Source organism: Tessaracoccus sp. MC1679 (genome assembly GCF_014164775.1).
Lineage (GTDB): Bacteria > Actinomycetota > Actinomycetes > Propionibacteriales > Propionibacteriaceae > Arachnia.
The window spans coordinates 20,188-40,937 of the sequence record NZ_JACJGB010000007.1; the positions used below are offsets into that span (position 1 = coordinate 20,188).

At 68.5% G+C, this 20,750-nt stretch carries 19 protein-coding genes; 11 read left to right on the forward strand and 8 right to left on the reverse strand.

Translation table 11 applies throughout. The annotated features are described in order from the left end of the window. Window positions 1-164 precede the first annotated feature (164 nt). From H5398_RS12420 to panB, 4 genes are read left to right on the forward strand one after another with little or no spacing between them, the layout of a single operon-like run. On the forward strand, window positions 165-899 hold the full coding sequence (locus tag H5398_RS12420; protein ID WP_182800208.1) for a Rossmann-like and DUF2520 domain-containing protein: 735 nt from the start codon (window positions 165-167) through the stop codon (window positions 897-899). Further along, a complete protein-coding gene (panC, locus tag H5398_RS12425) occupies window positions 899-1,753 on the forward strand; it encodes a pantoate--beta-alanine ligase (RefSeq protein WP_182800209.1) in 855 nt (284 codons plus the stop codon). Before H5398_RS12420 ends, panC begins: the two co-directional genes overlap by 1 nt. After that, window positions 1,753-2,142: an aspartate 1-decarboxylase gene (panD, locus tag H5398_RS12430; protein ID WP_182800210.1), complete on the forward strand. Its 390-nt coding sequence runs from the start codon at window positions 1,753-1,755 to the stop codon at window positions 2,140-2,142. The genes panC and panD overlap by 1 nt, the downstream gene beginning before the upstream one ends. A 9-nt stretch (window positions 2,143-2,151) precedes the next feature. Beyond that, window positions 2,152-3,051: a 3-methyl-2-oxobutanoate hydroxymethyltransferase gene (panB, locus tag H5398_RS12435; RefSeq protein ID WP_370586121.1), complete on the forward strand. Its 900-nt coding sequence runs from the start codon at window positions 2,152-2,154 to the stop codon at window positions 3,049-3,051. A 210-nt stretch (window positions 3,052-3,261) separates the two neighbouring features. On the opposite strand, the gene H5398_RS12440 is transcribed toward panB, so the two are convergent. After that, window positions 3,262-4,149, reverse strand: coding sequence for a VOC family protein (locus tag H5398_RS12440; protein WP_182800211.1), 888 nt, complete (start codon window positions 4,147-4,149; stop codon window positions 3,262-3,264). Window positions 4,150-4,361: 212 nt separating this feature from the next. Here H5398_RS12440 and H5398_RS12445 point away from each other — a divergent pair, with 212 nt between their 5' ends. Together H5398_RS12445 and H5398_RS12450 are read left to right on the forward strand one after the other, a co-directional pair. Then, complete coding sequence (locus H5398_RS12445) at window positions 4,362-5,264, forward strand: right-handed parallel beta-helix repeat-containing protein (protein WP_182800212.1); 903 nt, start codon at window positions 4,362-4,364, stop codon at window positions 5,262-5,264. A gap of 129 nt (window positions 5,265-5,393) precedes the next feature. After that, complete coding sequence (locus H5398_RS12450) at window positions 5,394-6,791, forward strand: nucleoside kinase (RefSeq protein WP_182800213.1); 1,398 nt, start codon at window positions 5,394-5,396, stop codon at window positions 6,789-6,791. A gap of 341 nt (window positions 6,792-7,132) precedes the next feature. Here H5398_RS12450 and H5398_RS12455 read toward each other — a convergent pair whose 3' ends face one another. The 4 genes from H5398_RS12455 to H5398_RS12470 form a co-directional block, all read right to left on the reverse strand. Next, window positions 7,133-10,141, reverse strand: a complete 3,009-nt coding sequence (locus H5398_RS12455; RefSeq protein ID WP_182800214.1) for a glycoside hydrolase family 2 TIM barrel-domain containing protein — start codon at window positions 10,139-10,141, stop codon at window positions 7,133-7,135. Further along, entirely contained in the window at window positions 10,138-10,950 is an 813-nt protein-coding gene (locus H5398_RS12460) for a carbohydrate ABC transporter permease (RefSeq protein ID WP_220489422.1), read from the reverse strand. Before H5398_RS12460 ends, H5398_RS12455 begins: the two co-directional genes overlap by 4 nt. Further along, window positions 10,943-11,902, reverse strand: coding sequence for a carbohydrate ABC transporter permease (locus tag H5398_RS12465; protein ID WP_182800215.1), 960 nt, complete (start codon window positions 11,900-11,902; stop codon window positions 10,943-10,945). The genes H5398_RS12460 and H5398_RS12465 overlap by 8 nt, the downstream gene beginning before the upstream one ends. Window positions 11,903-11,972: 70 nt before the next feature. Next, a complete protein-coding gene (locus H5398_RS12470; protein ID WP_182800216.1) occupies window positions 11,973-13,277 on the reverse strand; it encodes an ABC transporter substrate-binding protein in 1,305 nt (434 codons plus the stop codon). A gap of 224 nt (window positions 13,278-13,501) precedes the next feature. Here H5398_RS12470 and H5398_RS12475 point away from each other — a divergent pair, with 224 nt between their 5' ends. Beyond that, the gene (locus H5398_RS12475) at window positions 13,502-14,545 is read left to right on the forward strand and encodes a LacI family DNA-binding transcriptional regulator (protein ID WP_182781269.1); all 1,044 of its coding nucleotides are present in this window, start codon (window positions 13,502-13,504) and stop codon (window positions 14,543-14,545) included. 48 nt (window positions 14,546-14,593) lie between these two features. Next, entirely contained in the window at window positions 14,594-15,313 is a 720-nt protein-coding gene (locus tag H5398_RS12480) for an NYN domain-containing protein (RefSeq protein ID WP_182781268.1), read from the forward strand. 25 nt (window positions 15,314-15,338) lie between these two features. On the opposite strand, the gene H5398_RS12485 is transcribed toward H5398_RS12480, so the two are convergent. The 3 genes from H5398_RS12485 to H5398_RS12495 form a co-directional block, all read right to left on the reverse strand. Beyond that, window positions 15,339-16,214 carry a hypothetical protein gene (locus tag H5398_RS12485; protein WP_182800217.1) on the reverse strand — a complete coding sequence of 292 codons (876 nt, stop codon included), beginning with the start codon at window positions 16,212-16,214 and terminating at the stop codon, window positions 15,339-15,341. 152 nt (window positions 16,215-16,366) lie between these two features. Beyond that, window positions 16,367-17,341, reverse strand: coding sequence for a squalene cyclase (locus H5398_RS12490; RefSeq protein ID WP_182800218.1), 975 nt, complete (start codon window positions 17,339-17,341; stop codon window positions 16,367-16,369). A gap of 128 nt (window positions 17,342-17,469) precedes the next feature. Then, a complete protein-coding gene (locus H5398_RS12495; RefSeq protein WP_182800219.1) occupies window positions 17,470-18,090 on the reverse strand; it encodes a LysE family translocator in 621 nt (206 codons plus the stop codon). Window positions 18,091-18,188: 98 nt separating this feature from the next. On the opposite strand from H5398_RS12495, the gene H5398_RS12500 reads away from it, so the two are divergent. The 3 genes from H5398_RS12500 to H5398_RS12510 all read left to right on the forward strand — a co-directional run bounded on the left by H5398_RS12500 (window position 18,189) and on the right by H5398_RS12510 (window position 20,640). Further along, window positions 18,189-18,650 carry an Lrp/AsnC family transcriptional regulator gene (locus tag H5398_RS12500; protein ID WP_182781264.1) on the forward strand — a complete coding sequence of 154 codons (462 nt, stop codon included), beginning with the start codon at window positions 18,189-18,191 and terminating at the stop codon, window positions 18,648-18,650. An 80-nt stretch (window positions 18,651-18,730) separates the two neighbouring features. Then, entirely contained in the window at window positions 18,731-19,720 is a 990-nt protein-coding gene (locus H5398_RS12505) for an alpha/beta hydrolase (protein ID WP_182800220.1), read from the forward strand. Window positions 19,721-19,725: 5 nt separating this feature from the next. Next, window positions 19,726-20,640: an alpha/beta hydrolase gene (locus H5398_RS12510; RefSeq protein WP_220489424.1), complete on the forward strand. Its 915-nt coding sequence runs from the start codon at window positions 19,726-19,728 to the stop codon at window positions 20,638-20,640. Window positions 20,641-20,750: the final 110 nt, after the last annotated feature.

The window sequence follows — 20,750 nt, forward strand, 5'->3', positions numbered from 1 at the left end:
TTGCCTGGCGCCACATATCCGACGCGGCTCAGGTACTACACTTCGTCGTAGTTATGCCCATTTTGGCGTCTCCCGCGGCGCCCGCCCCCCGGGCACGGCATCGGCTTCTCGGCAACCTCGTCTACAGTTGCTCCACCCACCCGCCCGTTCCTGGAGGAGCTCGCATGCCTGATGCCGTCACGCGCCTGCGCGTGGCCCTCGTCGGCGGCGGTCGGCTCGGGACCGCGCTGACCACCTCGCTCCGGGAATCCGGATGGGACGTCCAGGGGCCGCTCGGGCGCGGCGCCGACCCCCGCACAGCCGGCATCGTGCTGCTGTGCGTCCCCGACGGCCAGATCGCCGACGCGGCCGCCGGCCTGACGCCTCGGGCGGACCTCCTTGTCGGGCACTGCTCCGGGGCCACGCCGCTCGACGTCCTCGGCCCCCACGAAGCCCTCGGCCTGCACCCGCTGATGGCCGTCCCGGCCTCCGGCGCCACCGTGTTCGCCGGCGCGACGGCGGCCGTCGCGGGGACCACCACGCGGGCACTCGAAGCCGCCACTGCGCTGGCCACGTCGCTCGGCATGACTCCTGTGGAGATCGCCGACGACGCGCGCCCCGCCTACCACGCCGCAGCCTCGGTGGCCTCCAACTTCCTCCTCACCCTCGAGGACCTGGCCGAGCGACTCGCGGCCTCGGCCGGGGTGCCACGCGAACGGCTGGTACCGATGGTCCGCGCCACCGTCGAGAACTGGGCCCGGGAGGGAGCGGCCCCGGTGCTGACCGGGCCGGTGGCACGCGGCGACCACGCCACCGTCGCCCGTCAGCGCGCCGCCGTCGAGCAGCTGAGCCCGGCGGATCTGGACCTGTTCGACGCCATGGTCGCGGCCACCTCACGGCTCGCTGAAAGGGGACGCTGATGAGGATTGTGCGGACTGTCGCGGGGCTGCGCGAGGCCCTCGCCGACGCCGGGCGCGTGGGGTTCGTGCCCACCATGGGCGCGCTGCACGAGGGGCACCTGACGCTGATCTCCGCCGCCCGCGACGACTGCGACACGGTGGTCACCTCCGTCTTCGTCAACCCCACCCAGTTCAACGACCAGATCGATCTGGCCGCCTACCCGCGCGACGAGGCCCGCGACGCCCACCTCGCCGACAGCGCCGGCACGGACCTGCTGTTCGTCCCCGCCGTCGAGGAGATGTACCCGCAGGGCTACGCCACCACCGTGAGCGTGCGCGGGGTGAGCGAGCCGCTTGAGGGCGCCCACCGCGGCGCCGCGCACTTCGACGGCGTGGCCACCGTGGTGGCGAAGCTGCTCATCGCCGTCGCGCCGGACGTGGCCTACTTCGGGCAGAAGGACGCGCAGCAGGTGGCCGTGGTCCGGCGCCTCGTGACGGACCTCGGGCTGCCGGTCGAGATCGCCGTCTGCGCCACGGTGCGCGAACCAGACGGCCTGGCGATGTCCAGCCGCAACCTCCGGCTCGGCCCCGACGACAGGCCGCGGGCGCTGGCGCTGAAGGCCGGGCTCGAGGCAGCTTCCGCGGCAGTGGCAGGCGGCGCCGACCCGCGCGCAGCCGAGCGCGACGGGGCGGAGGCCATGCTCAGCCGGGGCGTCGAGCCGGAGTACCTCGCCGTCGTGGACCCGGACACCTTCTCCCCCGCCCAGGACCTCACCCGTCCCACCCTCGCCGTCGTCGCCGCCCGCGTGGGCGCCGTCCGGCTCATCGACAACCAACCCATCCCGCCCGTGACCCCCAGCCAGGAGGCCCGCTGATGCACCGCACCATGTTGAAGTCCAAGATCCACCGCGCCACCGTGACCGACGCGGACCTGCACTACGTCGGCTCGATCACCGTGGACCCGGACCTCCTCGAGGCCGCCGACATCCTCGAGCACGAGCAGGTTGCGGTGGTGAATGTGGACAACGGCGCACGCTTCGAGACCTACACGATCGCGGGCGAGCGCGGCTCCGGCCAGATGAAGGTCAACGGCGCCGCCGCACGCCTCGTCCACCGCGGCGACACCATCATCGTCATCTCCTACGCCCAGTACGACCGCGCCGAGCTGGCCACCTACGAGCCCGTCGTCGTGCACGTCGAGGCGGGGAGCAACGCCATCATCGACATCGACGCCGAGGTCGCCACCCTGCTCACCGGACGCTGAGGCGCCGCCGTGTCAGCCCGGCCCCGCCACGGAGGCGCCCCCGCCGCCGGATCCCGCGTCACGACGTCGGACCTGGCGGACATGAAGCGCGCCGGCGAGGCGATCGTCATGGTCACGGCCTACGACTACCCGGGCGCGCTCGCGGCGGAGGAGGCCGGCGTCGACGTGGTCCTGGTGGGTGACTCGGCAGCCATGACGGTGCTCGGCTACCCCAGCACCACCGAGGTGACCGTCGACGAGATGCTGATGCTGACCGCGGCCGTGCGGCGCGGCCTGGGCGCGCCCATGCTGGTGGGAGATCTGCCCTACGGCTCGTACGAGCACAGCGACGAGCAAGCCGTGGCGACGGCGCGCCGCTTCGTCGACGAGGCTGGCTGCGACGCGGTGAAGCTGGAGGGCGGCGGGGAGGCGTCGGTGTCGCGGGTCCGCGCGATTGTCGCGGCGGGGATTCCGGTCATGGGTCACGTCGGGTTGACCCCCCAGACCGCGGCGGAGCTGGGCGGATTCAAGGCCCAGGGCCGGACCGCGGACGGTGCTCGACGGGTGGCCGCGGAGGCCCTCGCACTGCAGGACGCGGGCTGCTTCTCGATCGTGTTCGAGGCCATCCCGGCCGCGGTGGCGGAGGCGATCATGCCGTCGATGGATGCCGTGGTGATCGGGATCGGCGCGGGCCCCTCCACGGACGGGCAGGTGATGGTGTTCCACGACCTCCTCGGCATGTCCTCGGGCGGGTCGGCGCGGTTCGTCAAGCGCTACGCGGACCTGCACGGCCGGGTGGTCGACGGCATCCGCGGGTTCGCCGCGGAGGTCCGCGACGGCTCCTACCCGGCGCCCGAGCACTGTTACGGCATCAACGCCGAGGAGTTGGCCACCTTCCGCGGGAGGCCCGCCGCCCACTCCGCCGGCTGAGGTGCCGCGCAGCAGCCCGGACCCCAACCGCCGGCTGAGGTGCCGCGCAGCAGCCCGGACCACCCACCGCTGGCTGAGGTGCCGCGGAGCGGCCTCGAAGCCTATGAAACGTGGGCTGACAACCAATGTTTCTCAGGCTTCGAGGCCGCTCCGCGGCACCTCGGTGTCACTTCTGGTGCCGTAGTCGACACCAGAAGAGACGGTCAGCGCTCAGAACGCCGCGATCTCCAGCTTCTTCATCCCCATCATCGTCTGGAAGGCGCCGGCACGCTCCATGAGTTCGGCCATGTTCGACGGCGTCACCTGCCAGCTGACCCCGAACCGGTCCGCGCACCACCCGCACGCCTCGGCCTCGGGCACCTCGCTGAGCGCGGCCCAGTAGCGGTCGATCTCGGCCTGGTCGTCGCAGCGGATCTCCAGGGAGACGCCGGGAGTGAACGTGAAGGCGTGGTCAACCTCCGAATCCATCAGGGAGAACGACTGACCGAGTAGCCGCACGACGGCGAACTCGACCTGGCCCGGGGACGCCGCGTCCGGAACCTCCTGAGGCACGCGGACAGTCACCTGCGAGTCCGGGAACACCGAGGTGTAGCGCTCCAGCGCCTCACCGCCCCTGCCCTTGGCCGCCCCCGCGAACAGGAGGCACGGCACGATGAAGGGCCTCGGCTCGGCGTCAGGATCCGACAGGACAAGCTGCCAGGACACACCGAACTTATCCTGGACCCACCCGAATCTGCGGCTGTAGGCGTACTCGCCCAGCGGCATCAGCACCTCGCCGCCGTCTGCGAACGCATCCCAGACACGGTCCAGCTTCTCGCGGGCGGCGTCGTCGCGCGTCGGGTCGAAGTACAAGAAGAAGGACACCGACGGGTTCGCCCTGAACTCCGGTCCGGCGTTGATCGCCCCGAACGCGTAGCCGCCCACCTCGAACTCGACGTAGAGCACGTCTCCGGCGAAGTCCTGCTGGAAGTCGGCCAGTCCCTCCGTCGGGTAGTGCTGAGTGACGGTTACCCGGGCGTCCGGTAGAACGGAACAGTAGAAGGCGGCGGCGCTCGCGGCGGAGTGGTCGAACCAGAGGTTCGGCACAATCTTCTGCATCGCATCTCCCATTTCAAGAAGGAAGGCCGAAGTCCGAGCCCCGACGCCCGAGATCACTAGAGGCTCGCGATAATACGCCGACTGGTCGAGCAGATCCATAAGTGTTCGCCAAGAAACAAATGCGACGCCGCCAGGGGGCGCGGCTGTTCACAAGCCATTGACCCGATGACAGGCTCGTGTTGGCATGAGCGGACTCGAACCTAGGGGGAACCATGGGAACCACCACACACCGCTTCCTGCTCTCTATCGGCGCCAGTGTCGGCGTCCTGGCCCTTGCTTCGGCGGGTCTCCCGGCCTCGGCGGCCGATCCCGTCGCCTGCGGCGACACCATCACCACCTCCACCACCCTCACCCAGGACCTCGTCTGCAACGGGGGCGACGGGCTCAAAATCGGAGCGAACGGCATCGTGCTCGATCTGGGTGGCCACTCGATCGACGGCGGGGGCGTGTCAGTAGCTGGCGTGCGAATCGACAACGACCACGATGTCACGGTCCGCAACGGGAGCATCGCGGGATTCTCGGCCGGCGTTGAGGTGCAGCAGTCCCAGCGCGCTCACGTTTACTCCCTCGACATCACCCCCGTGACTCGCGGGATCAACATCGGTGGTGGCGGCACGCACCTGATCGAGAAGAACATCATCCACGGCGCCGGCGGTGACGGAATCAGGGTGGCCGTCTCCACCGGGAACGTGATCGCGAAGAACACGGTCACCGGCAACGTGTGGGGCATCAGCATCGCTGACTGGTCCAGCGTCACCCTGGTGGAGAAGAACGTAGCCACAGGGAATCGACACCATGGACTTGGCGCCTTCAGCGGGGCCACTGGGACCAGCTTCATCAAGAACATCGTCAGTGGGACGCGCGACAACGGCATCGTCGTCGGCGGCGACGTGTCTGGGTCCTACCTTGAGAAGAACACTGTCTCCACCAGCCGACTTGCAGGCATCCTGGTGAACAACGTGAACTCCACACTGGTCAAGAACGTCGTGGTCGACAACGTCGAACTGGGTATCGAGGCGGTCGAAGGCGTCATCGGATCCGGCAATCTCGCGGCCGGCAACAATGGCGGTGTCGATCCGCAGTGCACCGGCGTGGTGTGCCTGCCGTACGTCTGATCGCGGCCCAGGATATCCACTCTCCGCCACCCGATTGATGGGCCCCGGCTCCGGCCGGGGCCTTTCGGTGGGAGCCTCGGGTACAGGGCATCCGCAACCACGCAGGATGTGCGACGAGAGGATTCACCCATGCGCGAGACCCACCTCCGCCAGGGACGGCAGACGGTCAAGCTGGGCTTGATCAAGGTGATCCACGACCTGTTCCCCGACGAGCGGCTCAAGACGTCCTACTCCATCTTGGAGGGAGTCTTCTGCAACCTCGTGGGCTCGGCGCTGTCCACCCGGGAGGTGAGCCTGATCGGCGCACGACTCAAGCAGTGGGCCGCCGATCCGGCGAGCAGCATCGTCTCCCTCGGCCGCGACGGCGGCTACCACGTCTACCAGGTGGGCGACCTCGTGGCCCGCGTTGTGTATCCGGTGATCATGGACCCGGCGCAGGTGGAGCCGTTCCAGGTGATCCCTTTCGCCCCCGGCTTCATCGTGGACTTCGGCGATGTGGACAAGGGCAACGGCGTCCCGCTGATTCCGCCCACGCGGTTGTCGGCCGCCTATGCGGAGAGCCAGGAATGGCTGGACCGCATTGACGTCGAGGTGGTGGCCGACGTCAACGCCTACATCCTCTCGGGCCGCTCGACGAAGCTGATCAGCATCGCGGAGGCCCTCCACGAGAAGCGGCTCGCGGACATCGCCGACGTCATCCTGGCCGAGCGACGGGCGCTGCGCATGCTGGCGATCTCCGGGCCGTCGTCGTCCGGGAAGACCACCACCACGCAGCGCCTCGCGACGCAGCTCGAGGTCAACGGCCTGAAACCCGTGTCCTTGTCACTGGACAACTACTTCCTCAATCGCGATCGCACACCTGTGGACCCCGACGGCAGGTACGACTTCGAGAGCCCCGATGCGCTGGACCTCACCCTCCTCACGCACCACATTGCTGAGTTGGTGGATGGCCACCCCATCGAGGTCCCTACGTTCGACTTCATCACCGGCAGCAGGATGCCGGACACCACCTGGCTCCAGGTTGGCCCTGCGGAGATCCTCCTGATCGAGGGCATCCACGCGCTCAACCCCAGATTGATGGAAGGTGTCAAGCGCAACGCGGTATTCAAGGTGTACGTGAGCGCCCTTGGCGGGCTCAACATCGACCTGATGAACCGCGTGCCGACGACGGAGGTCCGGCTGCTGCGCCGGATCGTGCGCGATCACAGGGATCGCGGCATCTCCCCGGAACTCACCATCGGCCAGTGGGACAGCGTGCGTCGCGGGGAGTACGCGCACGTCTTCCTGTTCCAGGAGGACGCGGATGTGATGTTCAACTCCAGCATGCTGTACGAGTTGAACGCGTTGAGGCCGTTCGCGGAGGCGGCGCTGGCGACGATCCCCGACGGTAGCCCAGCCGTGGACACGCGGGACAGGCTGCTGAACCTGCTGACCTTCTTCGAGCCGCTCGACACCGAGAGGGTCCCGTTCAACTCGATCCTGCGGGAGTTCATCGGAGGAAGCCTCTACGCGCCGCCCGCCGGCTGAGGCGCGAGGAGCGCAGCCACGAGCCTCGAAGCCTCAGAAACGTTCCTAGTCAGCTCACGTTTCATAGGCTTCGAGGCCGCTACGCGGCACCTCAGCCCGCTGTAACGCGAGGAGCGAAGCGACGAACCCACACCCCTCCCCGATCCCTGAGGGTCGCCAACGCCGAAGGCGCGGGCGGCGTCTCGAAGGGTCGTGACCCCCACCCGACAAGCAGTCCCGCTGCCGGGTCGCGCCACGACCCTTCGAGACGCCCGCCAGTCGCTGACGCGACGCGGGGCTCCTCAAGGACCGATGGGCCCCCGCCGGCGGGGGTGGCACCCCTCAGCCAGCGGGGGCGGCCGTCAGCGGATGCCCTGGAAGGCGAACCTGAACACCAACTCACCCTGCGGCAGCCGGTATTCCGGATGGGTCATCGCGCCCCAGCTGTCGTCGCCGCCCACGCCGCGACGCATCAACGCCGGGCGCAGCACCGTCTTCTGGATCGGGGGCAGGTCCACCGGGTGGGCCGCGTTCTCGATCTCGAACGGCGTCCACGGCAGCGCCGAGAACTCCATGGGCTCGTCGACGGCGTCGAAACGCAACCCCGCCCCGCGACCGTCAGTCACCGTCGCCCACCGCACCCCGGTGTGGCTGCCCGACTCCTGCGGCCGGATGTAGGGCGTGAGCTGTTCGGTGACATCCGCCGACCACACGCCCAGGCGCGCGCCGGAACGACGGTCCACATAGCTCTCCTCCGGACCCTCGCCGTACCAGGTGAGAGTGTCCAGCTCCGGGTCCGTGACCAGCATGAGCCCGAACTCCGGCATGTCGGTCAGCCCATCCCCCGGACGCACCGTCAGCGTCACCTGCACGCGACCCTCGCCGTCGACCAGGTACACCACGTCGCACTCCCCCGCCGGGCTGCTGGGCAGCTCGTAGGTGTAGCGGATCTCGACGGCGTCGCCCACCACCGTGGCGGTGGGTCCAGCCTCGCTGGCCTCGGCGTATCGGCTTGCCAGCGCCCATTGACCGTCCCGGAACGGCATGTTCCAGCCGCGCTCGTTGGAGGTGGGTGCGTGCCAGAAGTTGGGCTTGGGGATGCCGCGCACCAGTTCGCGGCCGCCGTCGGCGCTCAGCCCGTACCGGTACGAGACGAGCCCGCCGTACAGCTTCGAGAACAGGGCCGTGAAGTGCCGGCCCCGGACGCCGAAGTTGTGGATCCCGTCGACCAGTTGGGGCGCGGGCCGCGGGGCGGCCGGAGCCGGGTCCCCCGCGACAGTGAACACCGCCTGCTCCCACGACACCTCATGCCCCGCTGGAGCCCAGGACGACGCCTGGGGAACTCGGAACGACACCTCGACGGTGTACTCGCCCCCGGCGTCGGGCAGGTCGATCGGCAGCGGGTAACTGCCTGCCTCCCCCGGCTCCACCGATGTCTCGACGGTGGCCTCCGCCAGCACGCGACCCTCGCGCCCCAGCGTCACCACGCACTCGTAGTTCGACGTCGGCGTGAACAGCAGCCGGTTCTCCACCTCGAACGAATCGCCCGAGATCTGGATGTTGAGGCCCTGGTAGAGCTTCTTGACCTCCTGCAGCTTCGGCGACGGCGAGTGGTCGGCGAACACGATGCCGTTTCCGCTGAACTCGGCGTCGTGGGGCGCCTCACCGCAGTCCCCGCCGTAGCCGAAGTACGCGTTGCCGTGGCGGTCCGTGAGCGCGATGGCCTGGTCCGAGAAGTCCCAGATGAAGCCGCCCTGGTACAGCGGCTCGCGGTAAGCCAGGTCGATGTACTTGTCCACGGCCCCGAACGAGTTGCCCATGGTGTGGGCGTATTCGCACAGGATGTACGGCTTGTCCCGGTTGGTGGCTAGGAACTCCTCGATGGCGGCCGCCGGGGTGTACATGGTGCTGACCACGTCTGTGGTCTCCGGGTAGCGCGGGTCCCAGTGGACGCCCTCGTAGTGCACCGGGCGGGTGTCGAGCGCGCGGAAGTGATCCGCCACGTCCCGCAGGTTGGTGCCGCCGAAGGACTCGTTGCCGCAGGACCACATCACGATGCTGGCGTGGTTCTTGTCCCGCTCCAGCATGTTGCTGGCGCGGTCCAGCAGCGCGTCGCGCCACTCGGGCAGGTCGCCCGGCACCGCCTGCTCCAGCGTGACCCGCCCTCGCACAACGGCGTCCCACATGCCGTGGGACTCGAGGTTCATCTCGTCGATGACGTAGAGGCCGTACTCGTCGGTGAGCTCGTAGAGGAACGAGTTGTTGGGGTAGTGGCTGGTGCGCACCGCATTGATGTTGTGGGCCTTCATGAGGCGGAGATCCGCCTCGGTCTGCTCGCGGCTCATCACCCGCCCCTGAAGCCCGAACTCGTGCCGGTTGACGCCGTTGAACACCACCCGGCGGCCGTTGATCTTCATCACGCCGTCCTCGATGCCGAAGCGGCGGATGCCCACGCGCTGCGGGATCACCTCGACGACGGCGCCGGTCGTGTCGAGCACCTCGACGGTCAGGTCGTACAGCTGCGGATCCTCGGCACTCCAGAGGAGCGGAGCCTCGACGGCGACCGCAAGCACCCCGTCGTCGCCTACCGTCAGCGCACCGACGCCCGCCAGCCTGGCCCGCACGGAGCCCTCCCCCTGAAGCGACACGGCGAGGCGAACCTCGGCCGACGCCAGATCCTCGGCCACCGGCGTGGTGATCCGCAGATCCTCGGCGTGCACCCGGGGGCGGCGGTAGAGCATCACGTCACGGAACAGGCCGGAGAACCGGTAGAAGTCCTGGTCCTCGATCCATGCCGCGCCGCTCCACTTGTACACCTGCGCCGCGAGCTTGTTCTCGCCGGCGACGAGGGCCTCGGTGAGGTCGAACTCCGACGGCGTGAACGCGTCACCGCCGTAGCCGATGTAGACGCCGTTCAGCCACACCGCAACCGTCGACTCGGCCCCCTTGAAGGAGACGCTCAGCCGCTCGCCGTCGGCCAGAGCATGGTCGAGGGTGAAGTGGGTGACGTAGCTGCCCACCGGGTTGAACTTCTGCGGGATCTCGCCCGGCCAGATGTCCTCGAGCCCGTCCCACGGGTGCTGGACGTTGGCGTACTGCGGCCGGTCGTAGCCCTGCAGCTGGATGTGGCCGTGGACGCGGATGTCGTCCCAGGCGTCCACGTCGTAGTCAGCTGCCTCGAAGCCCGACGGCGCGAGCGCGAGGTTCTTGGCGTAGTGGAACTTCCACACCCCGTTGAGGCACTGTTCGAAGCTGCTCACGCCGAGCGCCGCCTCGGCGGGCTCCGCGAACCAGCGGTGGTCCGAGTGCGCAGCCAGCCGGTTCTCGGCGAAGTAGGTGGGGTCTGCGATTCTGGTGGGATCGAATGTCACTTGATGGCTCCTGTGATGCCCTCGGCGAAGGCGCGCTGCAGCACGAGGAAGACAACCATCGTGGGCAGGGACGCCATCAGCACGGCGAGCATCAGTACTCCGTAGTCGGTCACGTAGCCGGCGCGCAGGTTCGAGATGAGCATCGGCATGGTCTGGAATGAGTTGTTGACGAGGATCACCTTGGGCCACAGGAAGTTGTTCCATGCGGTCATGAAGGTGATGACGGCCGCGGCCGCCAGGGTGGACTTCATCGTGGGGATGAAGATGCGGAAGAAGATGCTGACCTCGCTCAGCCCGTCGATCCTGGCCGCCTCGATGATCTCGTGCGGGAAGGACCGGGAGGCCTGACGGAAGAACAGCACCAGGAACGGCGTTGCGATCGCGGGGAGGATCACCGCTCCCACCGAGTTGACCATTCCGAAGTCCGCGAACATCTGGAACAGCGGGATCATCGTGGCCGCGAACGGAATCATCATGGCCAGGAGCAGGAACGCCATGAGACGGTCCTTGCCCTTGGAGTGGAACACCTCGAAGCCGTAGCCCGCGACGGAGCACACGAGCAGCGCCAGCACCGTCGTGCCGACGGCGTTGATCGTGGAGTACCACATGGCCGAGGCCACGTCCTGCTGGGACACCAGCGAGACGAAGTTGTCGATCAGGGCCGTGCCGGGGATCATCCGCGAGCTGAGGACGTCCTGGCTGGTGTTGGTGGCCGAGACCACCATGAAGTACAGCGGGAAGATCGACACGATCGCCGAGACGGCGAGGAACGCGTAGGAAGGCACGCGGCGCCACTGGGTCTTAGTCACGCTTATCACCGATCTTCATCTGGATGAACGCCAGGACCGCCACCATGATCAGGATCACGTAGGACAGCGCGGCGCCGTAGCCGAAGTTGGGGTTCCTCTGGAAGGACACCTCGTACAGGTAGTGCGACATCGTCATCGACGTGTACGCCGGGCCGCCCTGCGTCAGGTTCCAGGACTCGTCGAACAGCTGGATGGTGCCGTTGGTCGAGAGGATCGCGGTGAGCAGGATCATGGGCTTGAGCTGGGGGATTGTCACGTACCAGAACGTCTTGAACGAGTTGGCGCCGTCGATCTTGGCGGCCTCCAGCGACGAGTAGTCGATGTTCTGCAGGGCCGCGAGGTAGAACACCATGTTGTAGCCGGTCCAGCGCCACAGCAGGCCGAGGATGATCACGAAGCGTGCGGTGTCCGTCTCACCCAGCCAGTTGACGGGCGAATCGACGAAGTTGAGCCCCATCAGGATGTCGTTGACCAGGCCGTCGTTGGCGAACATGGTGCGGAACACCAGCGAGTAGGACACCAGCGACACCGCGCAGGGCAGGAAGATCGCGGTGCGCCACAGGCCCTTGTACCGCAGCGTCTTGTCGTTGAGCAGATTGGCCAGCACGAGCGCGACGATCAGCATGATCGGCACCTGGATGATCAGGTAGATGAACGTGTTCTGGACGGTGAGCTTGAAGATCTCGTCGCTGAACAGGCGCTGGTAGTTGTACCAGAGGGGATCGGCGAAATCGAGCCTGGTGCCTCGCCCTGTCTGCATCGACAGGATGAAGGCCTGCGCCATGGGCCAGAAATTCATCCAGAGGATGAGGATCGCGGCCGGCAGGAGGAAGATCCAGCCCGTGAGGTTGCGCTGCGCCTCGATGCCGAAGCGACGGCGCTTCGCGGGCGAGGAACCCGCATCGTCGGATGGGACGGCCTTGCGGACGGCCACCCGGGAACGTTCAGTCATGTCTACAGTCCACCTTTCGCGCGGGTGGGGGCCGGTCCAGCCGGCCCCCACCTCACTGGCTAGCGAGGAATCACTCCATTGCGAATTCGACGGCCTGCTGGGCCTCCTCGAGCGCGGTGGTCATGTCCCCGCCGTCGACGATCTTGGTCATCGCGGCGCTGACGGAGTCACGGCCCTCGTAGTAGTAGGCGCCGGTGTTGTTGCTCGGCACCTGGGCGGCGAAGTCCAGCACCTGGGTGAAGATCGGCTCGCCGCCGAAGAACTCCTGGGGCTCGGAGTAGACGTCGCTCTCCGCGGCGGGCAGCCAGTTGGCCAGAGCGCCCGAGGCGGGGAGGATCGTGTCGTAGAACTCGTTGGAGCCGGCGAAGGTGGCGTTCAGGAAGTCAGCGGCCAGCGCCTTGTCAGCGTTCGACGAGATGGCCCAGGACGAGCCGCCGTTGGCGGAGTAGTTGGTGGCGCCGTCGACGCCGTCCAGCTTGGGCAGGTTGGTGATGCCCCACAAGCCGCTCTGGTCGGGCGCGGACTGGATGGAGCCCAGGATCCACACGCCGTTGATGGTGCCGGCCACGTTGGAGTTCACGAAGGTGCCGATGTACTCATCCCACGAGTTGACCTCCACGAAGACGCCCGAGTCCACGAGCTCCTTGTAGGTCTCGATGGACGCGATCAGCGCCTCGTTGCCCACGATGGTGGGATTGCCCTCGTCGTCGAACAGGCTGGCGCCGGCCGACTGCATGATCATCATGATGAGGTCTGACTGGCCCGCCAGGCCCGAGAGCAGCGGCTGGCCGGTCTTGGCCAGCACGTCCTTGCCCTTGGTGATGAAGTCCGACCATGTGATGTCAGTGAAATCGGCGACCGTGTAGCCGGCCTCCTCGAGCACGTCGGTGCGCAGCGCCGTGATGGCGGTGCCGTTGTCGAAGGGAAGACCGTAGTTGACGCCGTCGAGGGTGGAGTAGGCCACCACGCCCTCGGGGAACTCGCCGAAGTCGACGTCGGTGTCCGTGTAGTCGTTGAAGAGGTCCGGGTAGTTGATGACGTTCTTCTGGAACGCGTTGTTCTGCATGAGGAAGATGTCCGGCAGCTCGCCGGTCTCCTGCGACTGCGCGAGGGTGGTGAGCTTGGTCTGCAGGTCGTCCCAGGGGGTCTCGATCACCTCGAGCTCGAAATCGGGGTTCTCCTGCTTGTAGATCTTTTCCGCTTCTTCGAGGGCGAAGATGTTGAAGGCAGGGTCCCAGGCCCAGACGGTGAGCTTGCCGTCGCCGGCGTCCCCGTCGGAACCGTTGCTGCCGGTGGAGCCGTTGTCTCCACCGCAGGCGGTGAGCGCCAGAGGCACCACGACGGCCATGGCCGCGAGCTTCTTCCACGAATTCATGAAAACTTCCTTGTCTGTTGTGGCTGCACCGAGGCACGGGTCGGTGCGTCCCGGAAGGCGTCCTCGCCTACGTCGGTGACCAATGTTTACGTAAACGTAGCACGTCCCCTAGTGGCCGACATAGGGGGTCAGATAACGGTCTGATAACACTTGCTCGCCTGCATGGCAGGAGCGATTCGCTGGGATGGTGACGTCAACATCGGAACCGGGCTACACTCCCGGCCATGGGGACCGTCTCGGGTCGAGGACGACGCAAGACCGGCCCGTCGATCGAAGACGTGGCCCGGCTGGCCGGCGTCTCCGCACAAACCGTGTCGCGCGTGTCGACGGGCGCGGATCCCGTGCGCCCGGAGACCAAAGCGAAGGTGATGGCCGCCATCGCTCAGCTCGGCTACTCCCCCAACCGGGCCGCCCGGGCGCTGCGCAACGGCTCCTTCGGCACCATCGGCCTCCTGGCCCACCGCTACGAGCGCACCGGCGAGGTGCTCACCACCGGCGCCGTGGTGAAGGCGGCCGACGAGGAGGGCTACACCGTCACGCTCCTCAGCATCGACGACGAGACGGCCGTCGCCGAGGACTGGGAGAGCGCGGCGCACCGCATCTCCAACCAGGCCATCGACGGCCTGGTCATCATCCGCGCAGAGGAAGCCACCCCAGAGACCCTGACTCTGCCCGCCGGAATGCCGGTGGCCGTGTCGGATTCGCGGCTTGTGGGCCACTACCCGGCGGTGATGGCGGACCAGGTGCAGGGGGCCCGCGACGCCACCCGCCACCTGTTGGGTCTCGGGCACCGGATGGTCCACCACCTGTCCGGACCGGCCGAATCGGAGCCGGCCTTGATGCGACGCGGAGCCTGGGAGCGTGCGCTCGAGGCGGCGGGCAGCCACGCGCCCCCGGTGTGGCAGGGGGATTGGACGCCTGCGTCCGGCTACGCGGTGGGGAGGAGGATCGCGCAGGACCCGGACGTGACCGCGGTGTTCGTCGCCAACGACGAAATGGCGTTCGGGTTGATCCGCGCCCTCCACGAGGCGGGGCGGCGGGTGCCTGAGGACGTCTCGGTGGTGGGGTTCGACGCGATCGCGCTGAGCGAGTTCGCGTATCCGCCGCTGACGACGGTGCGGCAGAACTTCGATCAGATCGGCCACGCGCTGGTGAAGTTGGTGCTGTCACAGATCAGGTCGACGGGTGCGATGACGCGCCACGACCGCGTCGTCGTCCCGACCGAGCTGATCGTCCGGGCCACCACCGCCCCGCCGCCCGCGCGCTGACGGAGGACGCGCACGCGGTAGGTTCGTGCACGACGAAGGGGAACCCAGATGAGCAAAGAGACACCGAGGGAAGCACGGTTGGCCGTGCTGATCGACGCCGACAACGCGCGCGCCACCCACATCGACCAGCTACTCGTCGAAGTGGCGAAGTACGGCCGCGCCTCCGTCCGGCGCGCCTACGGCGACTGGACGTCGACGCAGCTCACCTCGTGGAAGACCGAGCTGCTCCAGCACTCGATCCAACCCATCCAGCAGTTCAGCTACACCACCGGCAAGAACGCCACGGACAGTTCGCTCATCATCGACGCCATGGACCTCCTCCACGCCGGCAACCTCGACGGCTTCTGTCTGGTCTCCAGCGACAGCGACTTCACCCGCCTGGCCGCCCGGATCCGTGAGGACGGCAGGTTGGTCTACGGCTTCGGTGAACGCAAGACGCCCAAGCCCTTCGTGGCCGCGTGCGACACGTTCATCTACGTCGAGAACCTGACGACGGCGGCGCCGTCGGTCAACAAGGCTGCGACGGTGACCACCCAGAAGCTCACCACCGACGCTTTCCTGGACAAGCTCCTGGCGGAGGCCGTCAACGCGGCCGCGGGCGACGACAACTGGGCCAACCTCGGCGTGGTGGGCAGCAACCTGTCGCGGTTGGCGTCGGACTTCGACTCCCGCACCTGGGGCTTCGCCAAGCTCAAGGACCTGTTCGCGGCCCACCCCGGGTACGTCATCCAGTCCAAGCCGAACGAGGTGCTGGTCCAGCCCAAGTGACCGCTCCAGAGGCTCGACGGCGGGCTCAGCCCGGCGGGCCCCACGGATTGCGTGGTGGCTCGTTGGGTGGCGGCTCGTGGGCGGGCGGCGACTCCGGCTGCGGCGAGTCCATGTAGGACGTGTCGGCATAGTCGCGCACATCGCGCTGTGGCGGCTGGGCGGCTGACCCACCCGTCGGCGGAGGGGGCGCATAGCCGCCTGCCGGATCAGCTGGGGGTGGATACGCGGGAGCAGCCGGATAGCCCCCGGGCGGTGGCGGGTAGCCCCCGGGCGGTGGCGGATAGCCCGGACCGGGCTGCGCCGGGCCAGACCACGGCGCGGGCCCAGGCGGAGGCGGCGCGCCGGCAGTCGTGCGCTTCCACAGAAGAAGCCCCACGACGATCCCGGCCGCCACCAGGAGCCCTGCCCCCAGCCACGGCAGCAGCGTGAGGAGCGCATTCGCCTCCTTCGCCGTCGCCCTCAGCCCTTCGGCGGACATCAGGTCCGTGGCGTTTGTCCACGTGACGGTGGTGCCGTCCACCGTGCTCGATCCGCTGTGCGAGATCACCTCACCCGGAAACGTCACCGCGACCCTGAAGTCCGTGAACATCGCAGCCGCCATCGTCGAGTCTGCGCCCGATTCCCCACTCAGCTCACTCCCAGCCATGACGAAGGTGTATTCGCCGTCCTGGTGGACGATGGTGAGCGTGTCGGACGAGCCGGCCATGGCATCGAGCGGTGCGTTGCTGGCCTCCTGCACGCAGCCGATGAAGCCCCCCTCGTTGTAGGGCGTGACCGTGACGCCGGGCTCCGCCTCACAGGACCCGTCCAGCGAGTCCGCGTACTCGTCCTGGATGGCGAGCAGCATGGTCATGTTCACGGTGTCCCGCGCGGTGATCTCGATGTCGGCGTCCAGCTTCACGCAACCGGTGACAACGAGGAGCAATGGCAGAAGAACAAGCGCCCGGGCGGGCCCCCCAAGTGGTCTCATGCACTGACCGTAGCCGTGACGTCGGTCCATTTCTCGGCCATAGGGGGGTTATCCACAACCTCGCTCCCCTTGCGTGAGGTTGTTCACAGTTCGTCCCACCAGCGGAGCACCCTGATGGCGTGGAAGGTCAGCCACGGTGACGGCTCACCCTTCGGGACGTCGATGTCGAACCACACCTGGCCCTTGTAGCGCCCTCCCTGCGGCCAACGGCCGTCATCAAGCCGTGCCGCCCGGACCAGCTCGATCGCCTCGGCGGCCCTGGGGTCCGGAGGCACGCCGTCGAACTCCGATGCCTCCCGCAGGTGGTCCAGCACGTTGAGGGCGCTGTAGAACCACCGGAACGGGTAGGCAAAGTAGCCCACCCACTCACCCACCACCTCGCCGGTGCTCAGCCTGTACATCAGCCGGCGTTCCAGCAGGTACTCCTGCGCCCGATGGCGTGCGGCCTTGAGCCCGTCGTGGCCGCCGACCGCCCGCTCGTACGAGAGGATCCCCCGCAGCGAGTTCAGGGTGGAGTGGAAGGAGGACCGCGTCGACCCCTCCACCCACTCGCAGTTCCAGCCCCCGTCGGCCTGCTGGTGGGCCGGGAACCAGTCGGCGATCCCGCTCACGTCGGCCCCTAGCCAGGCGCCGTTGGCCAGGGTGAACGCGTTGATGCAGCAGTCCACCTCGCCGCCCCAGTAGGGCAGGTCGTCGTACTCCCAGCGACTGTTGGCCGCCAGCTTCTCGGCGGTCCCGGACAGCGCCGAGGCGTCCAGGCCCCACTCCCGCAGCGTGTTCAGGGTCCAGGTGGTGGCGGTGTAGGGCTGGCCCTCGTCGTTGTCGGGGTGGTTGAGCGCTCGCGGGTCCGCCCGGGTGGGGAAGTACGCCCCGCCCGCCCACTGCCCGTCGTCGTCCTGGAGAGCGAGGAGGCGAGCGCCCATCCCGCTGGTGGCGATCTGGGCGCGCGTGGCCTGCCAGACGGCGTCGGGTTCGCCGAGAAGGTCGCGTTGGACCTGCCAGCGCAGTGCCGGGTCCGTGTCGAGCAGCCAATCGATGAGTTCGGGGTCCTCAGGCATGCGATGAGCCTAGGCGCCGCGCGCGTGCACGACACGCCGTCGCGAAGGAACCTCGACGACAACTGCGGCATCGCGGGCGCACTCGCACGGCGTGTCGTGCCCGGGAGAAGCCGCGGCGGAGGGGGAGGTCACGCCAGGTGGAGCTGCTCGAGGAGGAGGAACCCGCCGAGCGCCATCATGATCACGCCGCTGGCCCTGCTGACCGCCAGCGCGACGGCGGGGCGGCTACGCAGCATCGCCTTGGCTGAGGCGGCCACCGCGAAGTAGACGACGGCTGTGTTGACGAGGTGGACCCCGCCGAGCGCGAGCAGCTGCGCCCACATCGGCAGCGCGGCGTCCTCTCGGGCGAACTGCGGCAGCAGGGCGAGGAACAGCAGCACCACCTTCGGATTGAGGCCGCTCACGGCGAACCCGGCGACGGCGTTGCGCAGGGCGCCGGCGTCGCCGTCTGCATCGCCCGCACGGATCGTCGACGGCGCCGCCCACGTCCGGTAGCCCAGCCACAGCAGGTAGGCCGCCCCGACGCCGGTGAGCAGCGCCAGCGCGAGCGGGAGCCGGGCCACCAGCGCCCCCACTCCCGCGGCGACGATGAGCGTCGCGAGGAGATGCCCCGCCAGCATCCCCACGACGGCGGGCGCCACGCTGCGGTGCCTCAGGCCCGCGGCGATGGCGTAGGCCCAGTCCGCCCCCGGCGTCAGCACGAACAGCATCGACACGCCCGCGAACGCCACCGCCGCACTCAGATCCATCTTGTTGCCTCTCCGTCGCCTCGACGCTACTCACGCGAGCGTCCGAAATATTTGCCACTTCTTCGTCGAACCGGCTGGACGGTGGAAGACTTCACGCCATGGACGCTATCGACAGGAAGATTCTTGCTGAGCTCGTCGAGGACGGCCGCCTTTCGCTGACCGAGCTGGCGGATCGGGTGCAGCTCAGCCTGTCGCCCTGTCATCGACGGGTGCGCAAGCTCGAGAGCGACGGCGTCATCGCCGGCTATCACGCCTCCCTGGACCCGAAGGCCCTGGGCCTCGAGTTCGAGGCGCTCCTGTTCATCACGATGCGCAGCGCGGATCACGAGACGATCGACGCCTTCGAGCGCAGCGTCCACGCCATCCCCGCCGTCGTCCAGGCGCAGCGGCTCTTCGGCGACCCCGATTACCTGCTCCGCATCCTCTGCGCCGATCTGCCGGAGTATCAGCGCCTCTGGGACGAGGGACTCTCCACCCTGCCCGGGGTGCAGAAGCTGGTCTCGACCCTGGTGATGAAGACGGTGGTGGACAACCGTCCCCCACCCCTCGGCAGGCGGTGACGGGGCACCCGGTCCAGGCCCGAACACGCGTCGGACGGTCCCAGCTCCCCCGCGCTCGGGCGTGCAGGAAGAATGGGGCCATGCAGATCTTCACCCAGACCGTCGGCCACGACGCCCCCCTCACCTGCTACGTCCAGGAGCCGAGCGCCGAGCTCGCCAACGCAGCCGTCCGCCCCGCCGTCCTCGTCCTCCCCGGCGGCGGCTACTTCATCACCTCGGACCGCGAGGCAGAGCCCATCGCGCTCGCGTACCTCGCTGAGGGCTTCAACGCCTTCGTGCTGCGCTACGCCGTCGGGCCCGAGTCGCCGTTCGAGATGTCGTTCGACGACGCGAAGGCCGCGCTGGCCTGGATCCGCGACAACTCCGCCGAGCTGCACATCGACCCCGCGAAGGTCGCCGTCGTCGGGTTCTCCGCCGGCGGGCACCTGGCCGCGAGCCTCGCCACCGCCGCCGAGGACAAGCCCGACGCGCTGGTGGCCTGCTACCCAGTGACGCTGGAGGAGTTCGGCCCGCCCGTGGGCAAGGAGATCGTCGACGTGCCCAGCCACGTCTCCGCCGACACCCCGCCCACCTTCCTGTTCAGCACCTCAGACGACACCGTCGTGCCCATCCGCAACTCGATCGCCTTCCTCGCTGCGCTGGCCGAGCATGCCGTGCCGTTCGAGTCGCACATCTATCTCCTGGGTCCGCACGGGATCAGCCTCGCCAAGCCGCTGACCGCTAGCGGACAAGGGCCGATGGTGGAGTCGTCGGTCGCGGGGTGGCTGCCGGATTCCGTGCGCTTCCTCCGCACCGTCTTCGGGGACTTCGCCGTGGAGGGCGAGCCCGAGACCTACCAGACCTTGCTCAACCGCCGTCGCGTGAGCCTGGACATGCCGCTCGGACGCCTCGTCGCCGACGAGCGCGCAGCCGACTCGCTCCGCCGGCACGCCCCGGCCCTGGCCGCCGCGATGGAGACCGACCCCTTCGTCGGGTCGGCGTCGATCCGCCAGGCGCTCGGGCATCAGCCGGGCGCGGTCTCGCCCGAAGCCCTGGCGGCGTTGGAGCGCGAGCTCGCCGAGCTCGGCTGACCGCGGTGGACATCTCTCGGGTTGATCCGGAGCTCCGCGCCCGGCTCGGCCGGATGCCCGCCATGCATCTGGAGAACCGTGTGGTCCTGGCCGCGGTAGGGCGGGTGTCGCGGGCGATCCCGGGCACGCGGGTGGACGGGGTGATCCGACGGATTGTTCGCCTGGGCGACGGCGCACGACTCCGGGTCTACACACCCGCGACCCCGTCGGGTGCCGGGCTGCTGTGGATCCACGGCGGCGGGCTGGTGCTGGGCGCCGCGTCCATGGACGACCGCTTCTGCGGCGACACTGCCCGGCAACTGGGGGTCGTGATCGTCTCGGTCGACTACCGCCTCGCCCCGCGACACCCCTTCCCCGCGGCCCTCGACGACGCGCATCGCGGCTGGGAGTGGCTGACGTTCCACGCCGGGGAGTTGGGGATCTCGACGGCGCGGTTGGCCGTCGGCGGACAGAGCGCCGGTGGCGGGCTGGCCGCCAGCCTGGTCCAGCGCCTGCACGACGAGGGCGCGGGTGTCGCGGCGCAGTGGCTGTTCTGCCCCATGCTCGACGACCGCACCGCGCGGGATCGCACGCGCGACGCCGAGGACCACTTCGTCTGGAGCAACCGCTCCAACCTGGTGGGGTGGCGTTCCTATCTGGGCGCAGCCTTCGGGACCGACGACGTGCCGCGCTACGCCGTCGCCGCCCGCCGCGAGGACCTCTCCGGGCTGCCGCCGGCGTGGCTGTACACCTCCGACATCGAGCTGTTTCACGATGAGGACGTCGCGTACGCGCAACGACTGCGGGCCGCGGGCGTGGACACCACGCTTGATGTGATCTCCGGGGCCCCGCACGGAGTCGAGGCGTGGGCGGCAGGCAGCGGGATCGCGCGGAGCCTCCTCAAGCGGGCGCGACGCTGGCTCGGCCACGCCTTGGGGTAGTCAGGGCCATCGGCGCTCTGCATCCTGCTATCCAGGGAGCGGTTTGTGTGCATATACACAGAACCCGCCCTCTGGATAGCAGGATGCAGACGACCCCTTGCGCTTTCCCT